Raw genomic sequence first — 18,678 nt, 5'->3', positions numbered from 1 at the left:
GCTAGCTCGGCCTTTGACTCCCGGTCTATATTAGGGTTCTATTAACGCATTGTGCATCGCACAAAACCGCTTCGATTATTTATGTCCAATATCGCATATTTATATCGGGTACGGCTTTATTGTGCCGGTTAAGGAGAACACAATGGTCAGCCTTCAGTACGACTTGAGTTCAGAATCTGAGAGTGACGCTTTCTTCGGTGCGTTTTTCAAGTTTGTTGAAGCCGCTGCCGTGCAGGATGCGGATTCCATTTCGATTCATTCCGATCCCGCCGGTGACCATCAGGTCAAGGTCATTACCTTTGAAGACGCCGGTCTGGCTGATCAGTTCGAGACCTATTGGTCGCAGCGCCGCCGTTGGCTTGGGCTTTAATTGCCCTGACGAAAGACCGCTCTTTAAATATTTACCGGTCTTTGCCATAAAGGCTTATGCTGAGGCCGCAAACTCATAAATTTCATGGTATTGGCGGCTGAAAGGGCTAAATAATGTTAGGAAATCGATGCAGATCAGGGCCTACCCTGTTCAAATCGATTTCCGACACAGGATGACGCCCTTTCGCCGTCCGAAGGATGTGGCCCGTCTGCACGGACTACGGCGTCGTAAAATTTTGAAAATGTAGGCATTTCCAGCAATTTTTCTTCTGGTATCCGCACAAACGGCCTCACACCAATACTATGAAATTTATGAGTTTACGGCCTAACATCCGCAGTATTCCGCTGAAATACCGCCTGCCCCTCATTCATGGCGGCATTTTGGGATTGGCGCGCCTGAAATCGGGCGCATGGCGCAAAGCCTCAGACAGTGATGTGCCCCATTCGGGCCCGCTGCTGGTTTCCGGTTTTCTGAATGAGTCCTCCGGCATCGCCCGTGGCGGTCAGTTGTCGCTGAAAGGCTTTCAGGCCGCGGGCTACGCGCCTGTTATTCACGATCTGCGTCCCGGCTTCCGGCATTTCATCGACGGCAAGGCCCGTCTGCCCGATACAGCACCCGGCGGGGTGTGGTATATCCATGCCAATTCGCCGGAAGTCATGGTCGCCTTTCTGGCCAATTCGCCGGATCAGTGGGCGGATCGTTACCGCATTGCCTATTGGGCATGGGAAACACCCAAGGCTCCGGATTACTGGGTATGGACGGCGGATTATCTGCATGAAATCTGGGTGCCGAGCGTCTTTGTGCGCGACGGGGTTAAACGGGCCTTTGAAGCCGCCAACCGGCCAGATCTGACGCCGCGCCTGCGGGTCATGCCGCACCCTATGTTCGATGTCGATCAGGCGCGCCCCGACCGCGACCGCTTTGGGTTGATGCATGACCGGACTGAGTTTTTGTGCCTGTTTGATGCCAAGTCCTCCTCGGCGCGCAAGAACCCGTGGGCGGTGCTGGAGGCGTGGATCAAAGCCTTTCCGGCATCCAGTGATACCGCCAGACTGACCTTAAAAGTTCAGGATCTGAGCCGTGAACCAGATATTGCCGCCCGCCTTGATAGCTATATGTCCGGACGTGACGATATTCGCTTTTTCACCGAGCGCCTGAGCGATACAGATATCAATAATTTTATGGCCTCATTCGATGCCCTGATTTCGCTGCATCGGGCCGAAGGGTTTGGGCTGACTCTGGCCGAAGCCATGACGCTGGGGGTAAATGTTATCGCCACCGGCTGGTCCGGCAATGTCGATTTTATGGATGAAGAATCCGCTTATCTGATCCCGTCACGGCTGATTGACATCAAAGACCCGACCGGCACCTATGAACCGTTCCGCCCGTTCTGGATTGCGCGCGACCATGAACAGGTCTGGGCTGATCCGGAGGTTGATGCCGCCGCAGAGGCTATTGTGAGCGTAACAAATGACCCGGTGCTGCGGGCGCGCAAAGCAGACGCTGCCAAGGCCCGTATCAAGGCTGTCAATGACGCATGGACAACTGAGGCTTTGGGCGCTTTGCCGTTTAATGGTTGGCTTAACCGTTGAAGCCCAAAACGTCCTGCATATCATAGGCCCCGGCAGACTTACCGACGGCCCACAGAGCGGCCTCGATCGCCCCACGCGCAAACAAGGTGCGGTCACGCGCCGAGTGCGAGAGGGTAATAATCTCGTCTTCGGATGCAAACAGCACGCTGTGCTCGCCGATAACGCCGCCGCCGCGAATGACGCTAAAACCAATCGTGCCATCGACGCGCTGCCCGGTCAGGCCGTCGCGGGCAGCGACCTTGGCTTCCCCCAGATCGACCTCACGTCCAATCGCCGCCGCCTGCCCCAGCATCAGGGCGGTGCCGGACGGCGCATCCACTTTACGCTTATGGTGAGCCTCAAGGACTTCGATGTCCCAGTCTTCGGCGGGGAGTTTGGCTGCGGCCTGTTTGACCAGTCCCATCAACATGTTGACTCCGAGCGAAAAATTGCCCGCACGCACAATGGTCACCCGGTCAGTCAGGGTTTTCAGCGACTGCTCTTCGGCGGGCATCCAGCCGGTCGAGCCGATAATATGGGCCAAAGGTTTGCCGCGTGCTTCGCCCTCATCGGCACAGGCGTGGGCAATGTCGATACTGGCATAGGGGGTGGTGAAATCGATGACCGCATCAGCGCCCGACAAATCAATCACATCGCCCTTATCGAAGGCAAGTGCTACCTCAAACCCGCGTTCAGTCAGCACCTTAAGCACGGCCTGACCCATGCGCCCGCGCGCACCGGCAACTGCAAAGCGGAGGGTTTGGGTCATGATCTTACTACCTGTAAATAAAGTCAAAATCCGGCGAAGGGCCGCCCCTAGCCGGATTTTGTCGATATACACCACCTAAAATGTATTTTCGCCCCTTCGTTAGTTGCTTGGGGCGAAAAACTTTTAGGTGAGATTTATTGTGCCGCCGCACCCGTAATGTCTTCCCAGAAGCGTTTGGCCTTTTTCATAAAGCCCTGACTTTGGGAGTTTTGCTCTTCTTCGGCCAAGGTCGCAAACTCACGCATCAGTTCTTTCTGGCGGACATTAAGACGAGTCGGGGTCTCAACAAACAGCTCAACCAGCAGATCACCCTTCTGGCGGCCATTGAGGGCGGGCATACCCTTGCCCTTGATCTTGACCTTATGGCCGGTCTGCGCCCCTTCGGGGATGGCGACCTCCAGCTTGCATTGACCGTCACATCCTGCCCCGCCCATCAGGCACGGCACTTCGATATTGCCGCCCAGAACCGCCGTCGCCATCGCCACCGGAATGGAACAATGCAGATCAAGGCCGTCGCGTTCAAACAAATCATGCTCGGCCACGCTCAGGAAAATATAGAGATCGCCCTTGGGGCCCCCGCGCGTCCCGGCCTGACCTTCGCCGGTCAGACGGATACGCGCACCGTCATCGACACCCGCCGGAATACGGACATTGAGCTTACGATCAGCGCGCACCTGACCGTGGCCGCGGCAATTGGTGCAAGGGTCCTTAATGACCTGGCCCTGACCGTTACAGGTCGGGCAGGTGCGTTCCACCGCAAAGAAACCGTTGGTCGAGCGCACACGCCCCTGACCGCCGCAGGTATGACAGGTCTGAGGCTTTGACCCCGCCTTGGCACCCGTACCGTCGCAGACCTCACAGGTAAGCGTCGTCGGCACATTGATCTCGACATCGGCGCCGGTATAGGCCTGCTCTAATGAGATTTCGTAGTCAAAGCGCACGTCAGCGCCGCGTTGAGGGCCTTGCGGGCGGCGTCCACCGCCGCCAAAGATATCGCCGAACATTTCCGAGAAAATATCTTCGACATTGTCAAACCCGGCACCCCCGCGTCCACCGCCAAAGCCGCCCTGGCCGCCATTGACGCCTGCGTGGCCATAACGATCATAGGCCGCGCGTTTATTAGCGTCCGACAATACCGAATAGGCTTCGTTAACTTCCTTGAAGCGCCCTTCGGCGTCGCCATCACCCTGATTACGGTCAGGATGGTGCTCCATCGCCTTTTTACGAAAGGCCGATTTCAGCGCTGCCTCATCCGCATCGCGGGCAACGCCCAGAATTTCGTAATAATCACGCGCCATGTGAGGACGTGTCCTTTGATTCAATCTTCTAACTTCTCTGCAAAAGTCATACCCAACCGCAGACCCACAGAGAGCTTAAACCCGCACTACTCATAAAAAAGGGGAGTCTTCGGATTCCAAAGACTCCCCCGGTTTAGGTAAACGCCCGCTTAGGCGCTTTTCTTGTCGTCGCCGTCAACTTCTTCAAAGTCGGCATCAACCACGCCGTCATCGGCAGGAGCACCGTCTTCGGCCTCTTCACCGGAACCTTGGGCGGCATACATGGCTTCACCCAGTTTCATGGATGCGGTCAGCAGCGCCTGATGCTTAGCCTTGATGTCTTCGACATCTTCGCCGTCCTTGGCCGACTTAAGGTCAGACAGAGCGGTTTCAATCGCCGCCTTGTCGTCCGCACCGATCTTGGCACCGAAGTCCTTGACGGCCTTTTCGGTCGAGTGGATCAGGGCATCGGCCTGATTGCGGGCTTCGATCAGAGCCTTGCGCTTTTCGTCCTCAGCCTTGTTGGCTTCGGCGTCCTTGACCATCTGCTCGATATCGGCATCCGACAAGCCGCCATTGGCCTGAATACGGATCGAGTGCTCCTTGTTCGTCGCCTTGTCCTTGGCGTGAACCTGCACGATGCCGTTGGCGTCGATGTCGAAGGTCACTTCGATCTGCGGAATACCGCGCGGTGCGGGCGGGATACCAACCAGATCAAACTGACCCAGCAGCTTGTTATCGGCCGCCATCGGACGCTCACCCTGGAAGCAGCGGATCGTCACGGCCGACTGATTGTCATCGGCGGTCGAGAAGGTCTGCGACTTCTTGGTAGGGATCGTGGTGTTGCGCTCGATCAACGGGGTGAACACGCCACCGAGAGTTTCAATCCCAAGCGTCAGCGGGGTAACGTCGAGCAGCAGCACGTCCTTGACATCGCCTTGCAGAACACCGGCCTGAATAGCGGCACCAAGGGCCACCACTTCGTCCGGGTTCACACCCTTGTGCGGCTCACGACCGAACAGGTTTTTCACGGCCTCAGCCACCTTCGGCATACGGGTCATACCGCCGACGAGGACGACTTCGTCAATGTCGGACGCCTTCAGACCGGCATCCTTCATGGCTTGCTGGCACGGCGCGATCGTCTTTTGGATCAGATCTTCGACCAGAGATTCCAGCTTGGCGCGGGTCAGCTTGAGGTTCAGGTGCAGCGGGCCGGACGCATTCATCGAGATGAACGGCAGATTCAGGTCGTATTGCGCGACGGTCGACAGTTCCTTCTTGGCCTTTTCCGCCTCTTCTTTCAGGCGTTGCAGGGCCAGCTTGTCGGAGCGCAGATCGACGCCGTTTTCCTTTTTGAACTCGTCAGCCAGATAGTCAACGACACGCATGTCGAAGTCTTCACCGCCCAAGAAAGTATCGCCGTTGGTCGACTTCACCTCAAAGACGCCGTCACCGATCTCAAGGATCGACACGTCGAAGGTGCCGCCGCCGAGGTCATAAACCGCGATCTTCTTGTTGTGGTCTTTGTCGAGGCCGTAAGCCAGGGCAGCGGCCGTCGGCTCGTTGATGATGCGCAGAACCTCTAGGCCCGCGATCTTGCCGGCATCCTTGGTCGCCTGACGCTGGGCGTCGTTGAAATAGGCCGGAACCGTGATGACGGCCTGAGTTACGGTTTCACCGAGATAGGCTTCGGCATCTTCCTTAAGCTTCATCAAGGTGAAGGCCGAAATCTGCTGGGGCGAATAGTCCTTGCCGTGGGCCTTAACCCACGCATCGCCGTTCGGGCCCTTGGAGATTTCGTAGGGCACCATGCCCTTGTCCTTCTCGACCATAGGGTCGTTGCTCTTGCGGCCAATCAGGCGCTTGATGGCAAAGAAGGTGTTTGAAGGGTTGGTCACAGCCTGCCGCTTGGCGGGCTGACCGACCAGACGCTCGCCGTCGTCCATAAGGGCAACCACGGACGGGGTCGTGCGCACACCTTCGGCGTTCTCAATAACCTTGGGATTCTTGCCATCCATTACGGCCACGCACGAATTGGTGGTGCCGAGGTCAATACCGATGATCTTGCTCATGAGGTTTAAGTCTACTCCGTTATGGCGAATGGGTTTATCGAGCCTTATGCGTTAAGCGCTGCGAATGTCCATCCCCGAAAAGCTGAAATTGAGGATTTTTTCAAGAGGTGTCTCCTGAAAACCTAAAGCGGATATGGGAACACTCATAGGATGCGCAAGGCCTATAGTCACAAATTTCTTACGGTCTTTCGGGTCGGAATTTCACAACCGCACCCATAGATATGTAGCCCATACGGTTTCACAAGAGGTTGCACATTGGCGGCGCACAGGGCAAAATAGGTTAATAAATCATAAGCCGTCTTAGCCTTACGCCCATTTACCATACCGCTTTTTTATAAAAATCATGCCAGATCGTGCCCAAACTATTGGAGAGTTATATGCCCCCCGTGCTTAACCTGACGCGACCAGAAGGCGCCGAGCCGCAGGATTTTCACTTAAGCCGCCGCGGCGTGGCCGGTCTGTTCTTCGCTGGCTATGCGCTGGCGACCGGCCCTGTACATGCGCAGGCCATAACGACGACCACTGACGGCCTGTTTACCCAGAGTCTGAAAATCAAGACCCTACGCCCTGAAGGCAAGTACGAGATCCCGCTTTATATTGCCATGCCGGAAAAGGCTAAAAACCGACCGGTGATCATCGTCGTTTCCGAAGTTTTCGGCGTCCATGACTATATCCGCGATGTCTGCCGCCGTCTGGCCCACAAGGGCTATGTCGCCGTGGCCCCGGATTTCTTTGCCCGCAAAGGCAATGCCGCGGCGGTGACCGACTTTGAAAAGATCAAGGATCTGGTTGAGCCCGCCACCAATCGTCAGGTCATGGATGATATGACTGCCACGCTGAACTGGCTCAAGACCGACCCGGATCTGGGTCAGAAACGCGCCATGTTTGGCAAGAAGAACTTTGCCGATATGTCCCGCGTGGGCGTCACCGGCTTTTGCTGGGGCGGGGCGGTCACCTGGATGGCGGCAGCCAATATACCGGACGTCAAGGCGGGGGTGGCGTGGTACGGCCGCCTGCAACGGCCGCCGACCGATCAGTTTCTAGGCAAGGAAGATCGCAAATGGCCGCTTGATGTCGTGCCCGCCCTTAACAAGCCGGTGCTAGGGCTTTATGCGTCGGACGATGCGGGCATCCCGCAGGCCGATGTCGACAAGATGAACGCCGCGCTCAAGGCGTCGGGTAAGCCCTCACATATCATCGTCTATCCCGGCACCAAACACGCTTTCCATGCCGACTACCGCCCAAGCTATGCCGAAGCCGCCGCCAAACAGGGGTGGGAAGAGTTGCTAAAATGGTTCGATAAATATCTTTGATATGTTTTTGACTAAACCCCTTTACGTATAAGGGGAAATTTATTGCCGCCAGATAGCCTAATAGCTAGTCTGGCGGCAATTTTATATGTGCATTCCATTTGGGGATTAGGGGAAGTGCATGACCGGAGCCGTATCAGAGGCCGCGATACCAAAAATTACCGGCAGCACACGGCTTGCCGGTATCGATCTGTTCCGCTTTTTGGCCTTTGTCGCCGTCCTTATAATCCATACGGTGTCTCAAACCGAAGGCGTCATCAATATCAACAGCCTGGCACAGCACGCCTCACGCTTTGCCGTACCTTTTTACTTCATCGTCAGCGGCTATTTTTTCTGCCGGTTCAGCGGCCCTGCCTTTGAGGGCATCAAAAAAGTTATTTTCAGGATCATGCCGGTCTATTTTTTCTGGCTTTTGATCTATCTGGTTTTCTTTCCCAAAGGCTGGCCATGGTTCACCGGCATCCACAGGATTGCTGAGTTTCTGGTGGGTGGCGGGTCCATTGGATATCACCTGTGGTTTCTACCCACACTCGCCTCAAGCCTGGTGGTATATCTGATTTTGCGCCCCCTTGGCTTCAAAGTCATGTTCGCGGTGGCGGCCATTTTGTTTGCCGTGGGGCTGATGTTCGGGCCCTACCGGGAAATGCTGGGCCTGCCATCCCTGCGCATCAAGGGCTTTCATTGGTATACGCGCAACGGCCCCTTCTTTAGCTTCCTGTTCGTCGTGGCCGGGGCCTATATCGCCACCTATAAAGCCCGTATCGGCCTGGGAGCCGCCGCAGGTTTAGCCATCCTTGGCCTCGGCCTTCAGATACTGGAAAGCTATCTTTTGTGGCGGTTCGCAGAGGGCACATTTTTGTCGACCGATTTCACCGTCGGCACGGCGCTGTTCGGTGTCGGCATCTTCTTCATAGCGCTGCGCTGGCCTGAGCGCCTGACTCATCCGTGGCTGTTGCACATGGGCCGACTTAACCTGTGGATGTACTGCATCCATATGGCCTTCATACATATCTTAAGGCTGTGGTTTGATATTTACGTTCCGGCACAAATGGCCATGGTCTTTGGCGGTGCACTTGCCCTGACCATCGCCAGCGCCTATCTGGCCGAACGCTGGCGCTTCATACCGCGGTCGATGATATATTAGAGCAATATGTGGAAAAGTGTGAGCGGTTTTTCACATAAATATTTTTTTAAAACAACAACTTACAGCAAGCGATCGACTCACTTAATCGTCATCTTGCTCTAGACGCCGTAAGCCGCATAGAACACCTTCACCGCCGAAGTCACCTCAGCATCGATTTGCGCTTCGCTCGGCGGTTCGCCGTAGTTCATGAAACGGGCCTTGAGGTGCCGGTTCTGGCATAGGGCTATGAACTGATGAGTAGCCAGTTCGACATCATCAAATTTAAACTCACCGGCCGCTTCGGCTTTTTTCAAAAACTCGACCATGCGTTCGGCCCCTTTGAGCGGTCCGGCCTGATAGAATAGTCGGGCAACATCGGGCCAGCGTTCGGCAATCGACGTGATCAGGCGGAAATTGCGCTGGGTCTTTTCGCGCGTTGTGATGCGGGCATATTTACGCCCCCATGACAAAAGCGAGTCGCGATAATGGCCCTTATCGGCCAGCAACAAACCTTCAATCTCACTCTGGTGAACGGCGCAGTGACGCTGCACGAAAGCCTCGACCAGATCTTCCTTACTCTTGAAATAATTATATAGCGTGCCCTTGGAGCCGCCAAGACGCTGCGCGATTGAGGACATGGAGGCGGCGTCAAAGCCTTCCTCATAAAATATCTCGCTGGCCACATCCAGAATGGCCTCACGGCGAGCATCTTTATCCAATTTTACCTTTTGATCCAGCATAGTCCTGTTTTCTACGTTTTGCAGGCTGAGGTCAAACCCTGCCCGTTGCAAAAATTTCATCGTACCGTACGGTACGGTCATTGACAAACTATCACGACGGGTATAAATGCGCAAGAAAAATGACCGTACCGTACGGTTGTTTTAAGGATAATGCATATGGATAGTCTTCCCCCTGAACGCCGGTTTAGATCCGTTCTTATTGTGTGTGTAAGCCTTCTGGCCCTGACCGGTAGCGTCAATGTCGCCGTTGCTGCCCCCAAATCTGAGGCGCTCGATGTCGCCACCACATTCAAGCTGCCCGCCCATCCGTTCTGGATGCGATACGGCGACCCGCAGCTTGATCAGCTTATCGCCGACGCCATCAATACCTCCCCGTCGTTAGCAGTTGCCGAAGCCCGCCTGCGTAAAGCCCGCGCCAGTTTCGACGGCTCCAAAGGCGCCGATGTCCCCGCCCTGTCGTTCCTCGGCACCGCCCAGAAGCTGAACTCATCGGGCGGCGCTGAGGGTGAAGAGGGCCTCAACCTCGATGAACTGGGTGTCGCCGGTCTGAACTTTGGCTGGGAACTGGACTTCTGGGGTAAAAACCGCGCCGCTGTCGCCGCCGCGTCCTCACAGGCACGCGCGTCTGAGGCCGACATGGCGCAGGCCGGACTGATCCTGACCACGTCGCTGGCCACCGCCTATATCGATCTGGCGCGTCTTTATGATGAACGCGATCTGGCCTTGCGCGCCGTTGAGGTTCGCGGCGACAGCGCGGGTCTGGTGCGGCAAAAATTCGATAACGGCCTGACCAATCGCGCTGAACTGCAACTGGCCAATGCCGGTTCCGCCACCGCCCGCGCCGAAGTTGCCGCTATTGATGAGCAGATCGCCGCGACCCGCAATCTGATTGCCGCTCTGGCCGGTCGCGACCCTGACTACGGGCAATCTTTGACCCGTCCGGCGCTCAAAGGCCCATCAAACTTCACCTTACCCGAACGCATCGACCTTGATCTGATCGGTCGCCGCCCGGATGTGGTCGCCGCCAAATGGCGCGCCGAAGCCTCAACCCAAGGCGTTAAACGCGCCAAGGCCGCCTTTTATCCCAATGTCAATCTGATGGCGTTTGTCGGTAAGGTCTGGCTGGGCGATTTAAGCGTCGAGGGCACGACCAATTCCAATATCGGCCCCGCCATCACCCTGCCCCTGTTCGACGGCGGCAAACGCAAAGCCGATCTTCGCGGTGCCAAGGCTGATAAGGACGCCGCTGTGGCCGATTATAACGCGGCCATTATCAACGCCATGCATGGTGTGGCCGATGTGGTGGCGTCTGAGCGTGCCTTAGAGGGCCGCCTGAAGGACTCGCAATTGGCCCTTGATGGCTTTGAGGAGGCCTACCGCCTGACTAAGCTTAGGTATGACGGCGGACTTAGCAACTACACCACGCTGCTTCAGGCCGAACAGAGCCTGCTGGCCCAGCGTAAAACCGTCACCGATTTGAAATCCCGTGCCCTTAGCCTTGATGTCGCGCTGGTGCGCGCACTTGGCGGCGATTATTGATTTTTACAGAAAGCGATACTCCCATGTCCACCTCCGCTTCCCCAACCGCTGGTGCCGCTTTGAGCCCCGAAGCTAAAGTCGCCGTTAACGCCAACCGCCGCAAGCGCCTTTTGACCTATCTGGCCGCCGGTGTGGCCGCCGCCGCTGTCCTGTGGGGCGGCTACTATATTCTGGTCGGCTCACACTATGTTGAAACCGACAATGCCTATGTCGGTGCGGAAACCGCGCAGGTCAATGCCCTTGTCCCCGGCCCGATCGCCAGGATCTACGTCACGGATACGCAGGTCGTCAAGACTGGCGATATTCTGGTCGAGCTTGATAATGCAGACGCCCGCATTGCTCTAGCCGAAGCCGAAGCTGATCTGGCTCTGGCCGCCCGCCGGGTGCAAGGCTATTACGCCTCTGATGACGCCTTGCAGGCTCAGATGAACGCCCGTCAGGCCGAAATCACCGCCACCGATACTCAGATCAAGTCGGCCCAATCCGACTATGAGCGCGCCCAGATCGACCTGAGCCGTCGTAAGGCCCTGATCGCTTCGGGTGCCGTATCGCAAGAAGAACTGTCCATCGCCCAGAACCAGTATGCCCGCGCCGCCGCCGCACTTGCCGCGGCCCAGTCAGCCAAGGCTCAGGCGCAAGCCACCTATCAGGCCGCCATCGGATCACGCGAAAACAACAATGTCCGCATTGCGGGCTTTACGCCTTCCGGCAACCCTGAAGTTCTGGCCGCTCAGGCCAAGGTCGATGCCGCCAAACTGGCCTTTGAACGCACGGTCGTGCGCGCCCCTATGGACGGTATCATCGCCCGCAAGTCGGTTCAGGTCGGCCAGCAGGTCACAGCCGGTACGCCGCTGATGGCGGTAGTGCCGATCACCCACGCCTATGTCGATGCCAACTTCAAGGAAGTGCAGCTTAAAAACGTCGTGCCGGGCCAGACGGTTGAGCTGACCTCAGACCTTTATGGCGACAGCGTCAAGTTCCACGGCACGGTGCGCGGCATTTCCGGCGGCACGGGTTCGGCCTTTTCACTGATCCCGGCCCAGAATGCGTCGGGCAACTGGATCAAGGTGGTTCAGCGCCTGCCGGTACGCATCGACCTTGAGCCCAAGGAACTGGCCGCCCATCCGCTGCGGGTTGGCCTGTCCATGAAGGCGAAGATCGACATCGCTGACGCGCCCAAGGCCGTGAAGTAATTTAATTATATAATAAGGGAGCGCCATCATGGCCTCACCCGCAACCACGGCCGGTTCTGAAGCGGCCATGCCTCCGCCGTTGACTGGCGGGGCGTTGACCATCACGGCGATCGCGCTGGCGCTTGGCACCTTTATGCAGGTGCTCGATTCGACCATCGCCAACGTCTCTCTGCCGACCATTGCCGGCAATCTGGGGGTGTCCTCCTCTCAGGGCACATGGGTCATTACTTCGTTCGCCGTCGCCAACGGCATTTCTGTGCCGCTGACCGGCTGGCTGATGGGCCGGTTCGGGGTGGTGCGTGTCTTTACCTTCTCGGTGCTTTTGTTCACCTTCGCCTCCTTCCTGTGTGGCATTGCCTGGAATATCGAAGGTCTGATCGGGTTTCGCATCCTGCAAGGGCTGGTGTCCGGCCCGATGATCCCCGGTTCTCAGGCGTTGCTAATCATGATCTTTCCGCCGGAAAAACGCGCGACGGGTCTGGCTATGTGGTCGATGACGACGCTGGTCGGGCCAATCTGCGGGCCGATCTTAGGCGGCTATATTTCCGATAACTATGCGTGGGAATGGATCTTCCTGATCAACGTCCCGATCGGCATTTTCTGCGCCTTCGTCTGCTGGCAGAACATGAAATCGCGTGAAACCCCGACCCGCAAAGTCCCCGTCGATACCACCGGCTTTGCACTTCTGGTCATCTGGGTAGGCGCGCTTCAGGTCATGCTCGATACCGGCAAGGAAGCCGACTGGTTCTCATCGCCCGCCATTGTGATTGAGCTGATCCTCGCCATCGTCTTTTTCATCGCCTGGGTGATCTGGGAACTGAATGAGAAAAACCCGATTGTTGATCTGTCGATGTTTAAGAACCGTAATTTTACACTGGGCACCATCGCGCTCTGTATCGCCTACGCCATCTTCTTTGGGAACGGTTTGTTGCTGCCGGTCTGGCTGCAATCGAACATGGGCTATGTCGCGACCTGGGCAGGCCTCGTCGCTGCTCCCTCCGGCGTCGTGGCGGTGATCCTGACGCCGTTTGCGGCCCGCCTGTTGGGTAAGACCGACGCGCGCATACTCGCGACTTTTTCGATCCTGATGTTTGCCCTGTCGTTCTTCATGCGCTCAGGCTACACACCCGATGCCGATTTCACCGCGCTGGTCATACCGTTGCTGGTTCAGGGCGTGGCGATGTCGACCTTCTTCATCTCGATGATCACCATATCCATGGCCGATGTTGCGCCCAATCAGACCCCGGCGGCATCGGGCCTGTCGAACTTTGCCCGCATCACCGCCGGCAGCTTTGCGGCGTCGCTGGCCACCACCCTCTGGGATCGCATGGAAGCCGTCCATCAGACCCGCCTGTCCGAGATCATGAGTTCCGGTTCGCCTCTGTGGATCGAAACCATGCAGAAACTTCAAGCCGCCGGATTGTCGCAACAGCAGGCGGTCGGCGTGATTACGTCTCAGGTTATGTCACAGGCTTACCTTCAGGCCGCGCTCGATTTCTTCCGGATTTCGGGCTGGCTGACGCTGTTCCTTGTACCGCTCATCTGGTTTGCCAAAAAGTCGATGAGCAACGGTGCCGTTCATGCGGCTGATTGATCCGCTAAATCAATCAGCCGTTTGAATGAGGCCGCCCGCTCCCCCCCTCCCTTGGGCGGCCTCAACCCTTTTGTTTGTCGCGATGTTGCAGCCAAAAACCGCTAACACTTTTTGGTACATCGCTCTAAAAAAGCCCTCCGTCTTTTCGGGAGGGCTTTAGATATCATCAGATCGCCTGACCGCCGGAAACCTCGATACGCTGGGCATTGATCCAGTTACTGTCGGGCGCTAGTAGGTTTGAGATGGCCCCGCCGATATCATCAGGCAAGCCGACCCGGCCCAGCGCCGTCACGGACGCGACATACTTATTGATCTCTTCGTTATCGCGCACACGCCCGCCACCAAAGTCGGTTTCAATCGCACCGGGGGCTATGGTATTGACCGAGATTCCACGCGGCCCCAGTTCCTTGGCCATGTAGCGGGTCAGTACCTCAACCCCGCCCTTCATGGCCGCATAGGCGGACGCGCCCGGATAGGCAAAGCGCGTCAGGCCGGTGGAGATATTGACGATACGGCCACCGTCCTTGATCAGCGGCAGCAGCTTTTGCGTCAGGAAGAACGTCCCCTTGAGGTGAATATTCATCAGGGTGTCGAACTGGTCTTCGGTCGTGTCGGCAAAGGCGGCATGACCACCAATCCCGGCATTATTGACCAGATAATCGAACGTATCGCGACCCCAGACCCGGTTCAAAACCTTGCCCACCTCAGCGGCAAATTCCGCAAAGGTTGCCGATTTGCCGACATCGAGTTGAATCGCCACCGCCTTGCGGCCCAGCGCTTCTATCTCGGCCACGGCCTGATCGGCTTCGATCTTGTTAGAATTATAGGTCAGGATGATGTCGGTGCCCTTGCGCGCCAGATGAATGGCGGTGTTGCGGCCTAAGCCGCGGCTGGCTCCGGTGATGAGTGCGATGGTCATGAGGATATCTCCAATGGTTTTTCACTGGAGACCATCATACTGTTTGTCAAAATCATGATAAATATCGTAAATATGATATCACTGATCGCAATTTACGAACAATGCGAGGCTATATGGACCGTCTTGAGGCTATGAAGATTTTTACCCGCGTGGCTGAGCTATCCAGCTTCAGTGGTGCGGCCCTTGATCTTGATCTGCCGCGCGCGACCGTCTCAACTCAAGTGCAGGCGTTAGAGGCTTATCTCGGCACCCAGCTTTTGTATCGCACGACGCGCCGTGTTCAGCTTACCCACGATGGCGAGGTGTTCTATGCCCGCGCCCGCGACATGCTGGCCGATATGGATGAAATGGAGGCCCTGTTTCAGCAAACCCCCGCCTCGCTCAAAGGCCGGCTCAGGGTTGATATGCCGCAGGGATTGGCCCAAACCCTGTTCATGCGCCATTTGCCCGAATTTATGGCCCAGCACCCGGAGTTGGAAATTGATCTTTCCTGCACTGACCGGCGGGTCGATATCATCGCCGAAGGATTCGATTGCGTGCTGCGCGTCGGCACGCTTAACGATTCAGCCCTGATGGCACGCCCCCTCGGCCATATGGCACTGATCAATGTCGCCAGTCCGGACTATCTCAAAGCCTATGGCACGCCCCGGACACTTGAGGATTTATCGCACCACCGGCTGATCCATTATGCCGCCAATATCTCTGCCCGCGCTGAAAGTGGCGACGCCGGATTTGAGTATTTTGACGGCAAAGAATACCAGACCCTGCCCATGCCGGGGGCGATCACGGTCAACAATACCGCCGTCTATAGTCAGGCGGCCCTGATGGGGCTGGGGATCATTCAGGTGCCACGCATAGGCGCCGCGCCGCATCTTTTGTCCGGCGCATTGCTGGAGGTTTTGCCCGACCATAAGGCCGCACCCATGCCGGTCAATCTGATCTACCCCAGACGCCGCCATCTGGCGCGACGGGTACAGGTGTTCATGACCTGGGCCACGGCTCTGGTGAAGGATCATATTGAGGCGTGAAGGATTTAGAACTGGTTTTTTGTGAAATTACCCGTAAACAGGGAGCCATATTTCGCAGACGCACATTTGAATTGACCCCACATGACCGCCCCCGCAGCCCCCGCGACCCCTGTGTTGAAAAACAAGGTTCTGACGATCCTGATCCTGGGGATTCTGACGACCATCAGCCCGTTCACCATCGACATGTATCTGCCGGCGTTTCAGCAGATCGCCGATGACTTAAGCACCACGACGGGTCAGGTGTCGTTGTCTCTGTCGAGCTATTTTGCGGGCATGGCGATCGGTCAGATCATCTATGGGCCACTGCTGGACCGGTTTGGGCGCAAGAAGCCGCTCTATGCGGGCCTTACGCTCTATGTCATCTGTTCGCTGGGCTGCCTGTTATCGCAGAATGTCGAAACCCTGATCGGGTTGCGCTTTGTTCTGGCGCTCGGCGGCTGTGTGGCGCAGGTCGCGACCATGGCTATGGTGCGCGACTTTTTTCCGCCCAAGGACTCCGCCAAAATCTTTTCGTTGCTGGTGCTGATTTTAAGCGTTTCACCGCTGCTGGCCCCGACCGCAGGCGGATTTGTGACGACCTATCTGGGCTGGCACGCCATCTTTATCTTTCTGGCGGTGATCGTAGCCCTGATCATGGTGCTGACCCACTTTTTCCTGCCCAGCGTCTATAAAGGTGATCCGACCGTGTCGCTGAAACCTGCGCCCGTCATTGCCAATTTTGCCGCGGTGATCAAGGTGCCGCAATTCTACACCTATGTGTTTTCGTCAGCCTTTGCCTTTACCACCCTGTTTATCTATGTGACCGCGTCTCCGATTATCTTTCTCGATATTTTCAAGGTCACGCCGGATGTGTATGGCGCTATCTTTGCCTTTATCGCCGTTGGGATCATCGGCTCCAATCAGGTCAATGTCTGGCTGACCCGCTATTACAGCAGCGAGCAGATTTTCAAGTCCGCCATGATTGCCCTGGCGGTCATCAGCACGGTGTTCCTGATCGGCAGTTATCTGGGGTGGTTCGGATTGTGGCCGACGATTTTCTTTTTCTTTGCCATGCTGTCCTGCCTTGGGATGACCAACCCCAACGCCAACGCCCTGGCACTGGCGCCCTTCACCAGCCATATCGGCAGCGCCTCAGCCCTGATCGGGTTTTTGCAGATCGCTCTGGCCACGATTGCGTCCTCGTTCGTCAGCATATTGGGGGGTGAGCATGTCTATCCCTTGCTGGGGATTATCGTCGTGGCGGTCTATACCGGCCTGATCATCCTGTGGCTAGGCAAGCGTCAGATCGTGCGCGCCGCCGCCTCAGAGGCGTGAGGGTATCCGGGACAGGACGGGGGAGATCGCCTGCATAAAAGGGGATAAGACTGAAAAAGGTATGGCTGAAAAGGTGGTTTAGCCTAATATCATCCCGCCCCGGATGGTTAATAGCAACACCTTGAAACCCGTTTGTCACCTATAATCCGATGCAAATAAGTGCCACATAGTGAAACTTATGTTGCAAACTATTGCAACCCTGAGTTACGCCGTGATCAGGCCCTGACCACACCCAGCTTATTTGACAATATATCCGGCAGGATGGGCTTTGAAATATAGTCGTCCATCCCGGCCTCCAGACAGCGTTCACGGTCCCCGGCCAGAGCGTGGGCGGTCACCCCGATGATGCGCTGCGGTGGCAAACCGCGCTCAGATTCCAGCTCCCTTATCCGGCGGGTCGTCTCAAGGCCATCAAGGCCATGCATCTGCACGTCCATCAGGATAGTGTAATAGGGTTTATCGGCCGCCATAATCATATCGAGCGCCTCAAGACCGGATTCCACGGCCACGGCCTTAAAGCCCATGTCCTCCAGCATCAGGGTCGCCACCATGATGTTGGGCGCATAGTCTTCAACGATCAGCACGGTTGGCATGGTATCGGCATTGACGCTGCGGGCCACCGGCACCGGGGCGACCGGACGCACAGGGGCTGCGGGTGCCGCCCGTTTCAGCTTAAGCTTAACATGAAACACCGAGCCGCGGCCTTCGTGACTATCGACTGTGATGGTGCCGCCCATAAGCTCAATCAGCGACTTGGCAATCGACAGACCAAGGCCCGATCCGCCAAAGCGCCGGGTAATGGTTTCATCAGCCTGAGTGAAGGTATCAAAAATCAGCGGCAGCTTGGAGGCTTCGATGCCGATGCCGGTGTCGCGCACGCTGATGCTGAGTTCGGCCAGATCACCATAGACGCTGCGCAGATCGGTAATGACTTCGATTTCGCCCTGATCGGTAAATTTCAGGGCATTGGACACCAGATTCATGATGATTTGCTGCAGGCGGGTGCGATCGCCCAGCAAGGCAGCGCCCTCCGTGCGATCGGTCATAACCAGCTTTAGGCCTTTACGCGCGATGTCAGACTCAAACATCACCCGGATATCGTTGAGGATCTCACCGGGCACAAAGGCGATAGTTTCAAGATCGATACGACCGTCTTCGATCCGGCTGATATCCAGAAGGTCATTGATCAGCTTCAGCAGCAGATCAGCATTGGTCCGCAGGGTGTCGACCATTTTCTGCTGATCACCGTTGAGTGGCGATTTGGCCAGTAAGGTCGCCAAGCCATTGACCACGTTCATCGGTGTGCGGATTTCATGGCTCATGGTCGCCAAAAACCGGCTCTTGGCCTCAGACGCGGCTTCGGCCTTTTCCTTGGCGGCTTTGAGCTCCTCCTGCTGGCGGGCGTTTTCACGCAGCAGGCGTTCCTTAGTGTAGGCCGCCAGCATAATCGCGGGCAACAGGTCGAGATAGGTCTGGTTGACATCCTTAACCGCATAGTCAGCCGCGCCATTTTCCAGCGCTTGCAGGGCGATGCGTTCATCCCCCCCGGCCGTCAGGATGACGGCGGGCGGCACCGGATCGAGATCAGTAATGTGCGACAGCAGCTCAAGCCCGCTCATGCCCGGCAGATTATAATCGATCAGCAGCAGGTCGTAATCGGTCTTTTGAATCAGCGCCAAAGCCTCTTCGGCGGTTTCGACCGTCTCCACGATCAGGCCGTTGCGGGCCATGCGCTTTTGCAGCAGACGCGCCAGAGCGGCATCATCTTCAACATACAAAACATGCTCAAGCGTCGCCGGCACCGCCGAACGGTTCGGGCGGCGGCCATCAGCCGATATCGTCGCAGACACTGGTTTCAT

15 protein-coding genes are annotated in these 18,678 nt (G+C 56.8%); 9 read left to right on the top strand and 6 right to left on the bottom strand.

Going from position 1 to position 18,678, the window contains the following annotated elements; all coding sequences use genetic code 11:
• Window positions 1-142: 142 nt before the first annotated feature.
• Together IE102_RS03980 and IE102_RS03975 are read left to right on the top strand one after the other, a co-directional pair.
• Window positions 143-370: a hypothetical protein gene (locus tag IE102_RS03980; protein ID WP_189485076.1), complete on the top strand. Its 228-nt coding sequence runs from the start codon at window positions 143-145 to the stop codon at window positions 368-370.
• A 311-nt stretch (window positions 371-681) separates the two neighbouring features.
• Window positions 682-1,962, top strand: coding sequence for a glycosyltransferase (locus IE102_RS03975; RefSeq protein ID WP_189485075.1), 1,281 nt, complete (start codon window positions 682-684; stop codon window positions 1,960-1,962).
• Here IE102_RS03975 and dapB read toward each other — a convergent pair.
• The 3 genes from dapB to dnaK all read right to left on the bottom strand — a co-directional run bounded on the left by dapB (window position 1,952) and on the right by dnaK (window position 6,059).
• Complete coding sequence (gene dapB, locus IE102_RS03970; RefSeq protein ID WP_189485074.1) at window positions 1,952-2,710, bottom strand: 4-hydroxy-tetrahydrodipicolinate reductase; 759 nt, start codon at window positions 2,708-2,710, stop codon at window positions 1,952-1,954. The two genes, IE102_RS03975 and dapB, sit on opposite strands and share 11 nt — an antisense overlap.
• Before the next feature lie 134 nt (window positions 2,711-2,844).
• Window positions 2,845-4,008, bottom strand: a complete 1,164-nt coding sequence (gene dnaJ, locus IE102_RS03965) for a molecular chaperone DnaJ (protein WP_189485073.1) — start codon at window positions 4,006-4,008, stop codon at window positions 2,845-2,847.
• Between the two features lie 149 nt (window positions 4,009-4,157).
• A complete protein-coding gene (gene dnaK, locus IE102_RS03960; RefSeq protein WP_189485072.1) occupies window positions 4,158-6,059 on the bottom strand; it encodes a molecular chaperone DnaK in 1,902 nt (633 codons plus the stop codon).
• Window positions 6,060-6,436: 377 nt separating this feature from the next.
• On the opposite strand from dnaK, the gene IE102_RS03955 reads away from it, so the two are divergent.
• Together IE102_RS03955 and IE102_RS03950 are read left to right on the top strand one after the other, a co-directional pair.
• Window positions 6,437-7,372, top strand: a complete 936-nt coding sequence (locus IE102_RS03955; protein ID WP_229807549.1) for a dienelactone hydrolase family protein — start codon at window positions 6,437-6,439, stop codon at window positions 7,370-7,372.
• Window positions 7,373-7,490: 118 nt separating this feature from the next.
• Entirely contained in the window at window positions 7,491-8,513 is a 1,023-nt protein-coding gene (locus tag IE102_RS03950) for an acyltransferase (RefSeq protein WP_189485071.1), read from the top strand.
• Window positions 8,514-8,611: 98 nt separating this feature from the next.
• On the opposite strand, the gene IE102_RS03945 is transcribed toward IE102_RS03950, so the two are convergent.
• The gene (locus IE102_RS03945) at window positions 8,612-9,211 is read right to left on the bottom strand and encodes a TetR/AcrR family transcriptional regulator (protein WP_229807548.1); all 600 of its coding nucleotides are present in this window, start codon (window positions 9,209-9,211) and stop codon (window positions 8,612-8,614) included.
• A 177-nt stretch (window positions 9,212-9,388) separates the two neighbouring features.
• Between IE102_RS03945 and IE102_RS03940 the strand changes: the two genes are divergently transcribed.
• From IE102_RS03940 to IE102_RS03930, 3 genes are read left to right on the top strand one after another with little or no spacing between them, the layout of a single operon-like run.
• A complete protein-coding gene (locus IE102_RS03940; protein WP_189485069.1) occupies window positions 9,389-10,771 on the top strand; it encodes an efflux transporter outer membrane subunit in 1,383 nt (460 codons plus the stop codon).
• A 23-nt stretch (window positions 10,772-10,794) separates the two neighbouring features.
• Window positions 10,795-11,964, top strand: coding sequence for an HlyD family secretion protein (locus IE102_RS03935; protein ID WP_189485068.1), 1,170 nt, complete (start codon window positions 10,795-10,797; stop codon window positions 11,962-11,964).
• 28 nt (window positions 11,965-11,992) lie between these two features.
• Entirely contained in the window at window positions 11,993-13,558 is a 1,566-nt protein-coding gene (locus IE102_RS03930) for a DHA2 family efflux MFS transporter permease subunit (protein WP_189485067.1), read from the top strand.
• Between the two features lie 166 nt (window positions 13,559-13,724).
• On the opposite strand, the gene IE102_RS03925 is transcribed toward IE102_RS03930, so the two are convergent.
• A complete protein-coding gene (locus IE102_RS03925) occupies window positions 13,725-14,477 on the bottom strand; it encodes an SDR family NAD(P)-dependent oxidoreductase (protein WP_189485066.1) in 753 nt (250 codons plus the stop codon).
• A gap of 113 nt (window positions 14,478-14,590) precedes the next feature.
• Between IE102_RS03925 and IE102_RS03920 the strand changes: the two genes are divergently transcribed.
• The gene (locus IE102_RS03920) at window positions 14,591-15,505 is read left to right on the top strand and encodes a LysR family transcriptional regulator (protein WP_189485065.1); all 915 of its coding nucleotides are present in this window, start codon (window positions 14,591-14,593) and stop codon (window positions 15,503-15,505) included.
• An 81-nt stretch (window positions 15,506-15,586) separates the two neighbouring features.
• Window positions 15,587-16,819: a multidrug effflux MFS transporter gene (locus tag IE102_RS03915; protein WP_189485064.1), complete on the top strand. Its 1,233-nt coding sequence runs from the start codon at window positions 15,587-15,589 to the stop codon at window positions 16,817-16,819.
• Between the two features lie 215 nt (window positions 16,820-17,034).
• On the opposite strand, the gene IE102_RS03910 is transcribed toward IE102_RS03915, so the two are convergent.
• A complete protein-coding gene (locus tag IE102_RS03910; protein WP_189485063.1) occupies window positions 17,035-18,678 on the bottom strand; it encodes a hybrid sensor histidine kinase/response regulator in 1,644 nt (547 codons plus the stop codon).

It is taken from the genome of Asticcacaulis endophyticus (assembly GCF_014652575.1).
GTDB classification, from domain to species: Bacteria; Pseudomonadota; Alphaproteobacteria; order Caulobacterales; family Caulobacteraceae; genus Asticcacaulis; species Asticcacaulis endophyticus.
This window is presented reverse-complemented; position numbering and strand designations above follow the sequence as displayed.

Excerpts from the sequence above, each read along its gene's own strand:
- dapB (WP_189485074.1), bottom strand. The coding sequence starts at position 2,710 with ATGACCCAAACCCTCCGCTTTGCAGTTGCCGGTGCGCGCGGGCGCATG.
- IE102_RS03910 (WP_189485063.1), bottom strand. The coding sequence starts at position 18,678 with ATGAAACCAGTGTCTGCGACGATATCGGCTGATGGCCGCCGCCCGAAC.
- IE102_RS03915 (WP_189485064.1), top strand. The coding sequence starts at position 15,587 with ATGACCGCCCCCGCAGCCCCCGCGACCCCTGTGTTGAAAAACAAGGTT.
- IE102_RS03930 (WP_189485067.1), top strand. The coding sequence starts at position 11,993 with ATGGCCTCACCCGCAACCACGGCCGGTTCTGAAGCGGCCATGCCTCCG.
- IE102_RS03975 (WP_189485075.1), top strand. The coding sequence starts at position 682 with ATGAGTTTACGGCCTAACATCCGCAGTATTCCGCTGAAATACCGCCTG.
- dnaJ (WP_189485073.1), bottom strand. The coding sequence starts at position 4,008 with ATGGCGCGTGATTATTACGAAATTCTGGGCGTTGCCCGCGATGCGGAT.
- IE102_RS03935 (WP_189485068.1), top strand. The coding sequence starts at position 10,795 with ATGTCCACCTCCGCTTCCCCAACCGCTGGTGCCGCTTTGAGCCCCGAA.
- IE102_RS03925 (WP_189485066.1), bottom strand. The coding sequence starts at position 14,477 with ATGACCATCGCACTCATCACCGGAGCCAGCCGCGGCTTAGGCCGCAAC.
- IE102_RS03955 (WP_229807549.1), top strand. The coding sequence starts at position 6,437 with ATGCCCCCCGTGCTTAACCTGACGCGACCAGAAGGCGCCGAGCCGCAG.
- dnaK (WP_189485072.1), bottom strand. The coding sequence starts at position 6,059 with ATGAGCAAGATCATCGGTATTGACCTCGGCACCACCAATTCGTGCGTG.
- IE102_RS03940 (WP_189485069.1), top strand. The coding sequence starts at position 9,389 with ATGGATAGTCTTCCCCCTGAACGCCGGTTTAGATCCGTTCTTATTGTG.
- IE102_RS03920 (WP_189485065.1), top strand. The coding sequence starts at position 14,591 with ATGGACCGTCTTGAGGCTATGAAGATTTTTACCCGCGTGGCTGAGCTA.
- IE102_RS03950 (WP_189485071.1), top strand. The coding sequence starts at position 7,491 with ATGACCGGAGCCGTATCAGAGGCCGCGATACCAAAAATTACCGGCAGC.
- IE102_RS03980 (WP_189485076.1), top strand. The coding sequence starts at position 143 with ATGGTCAGCCTTCAGTACGACTTGAGTTCAGAATCTGAGAGTGACGCT.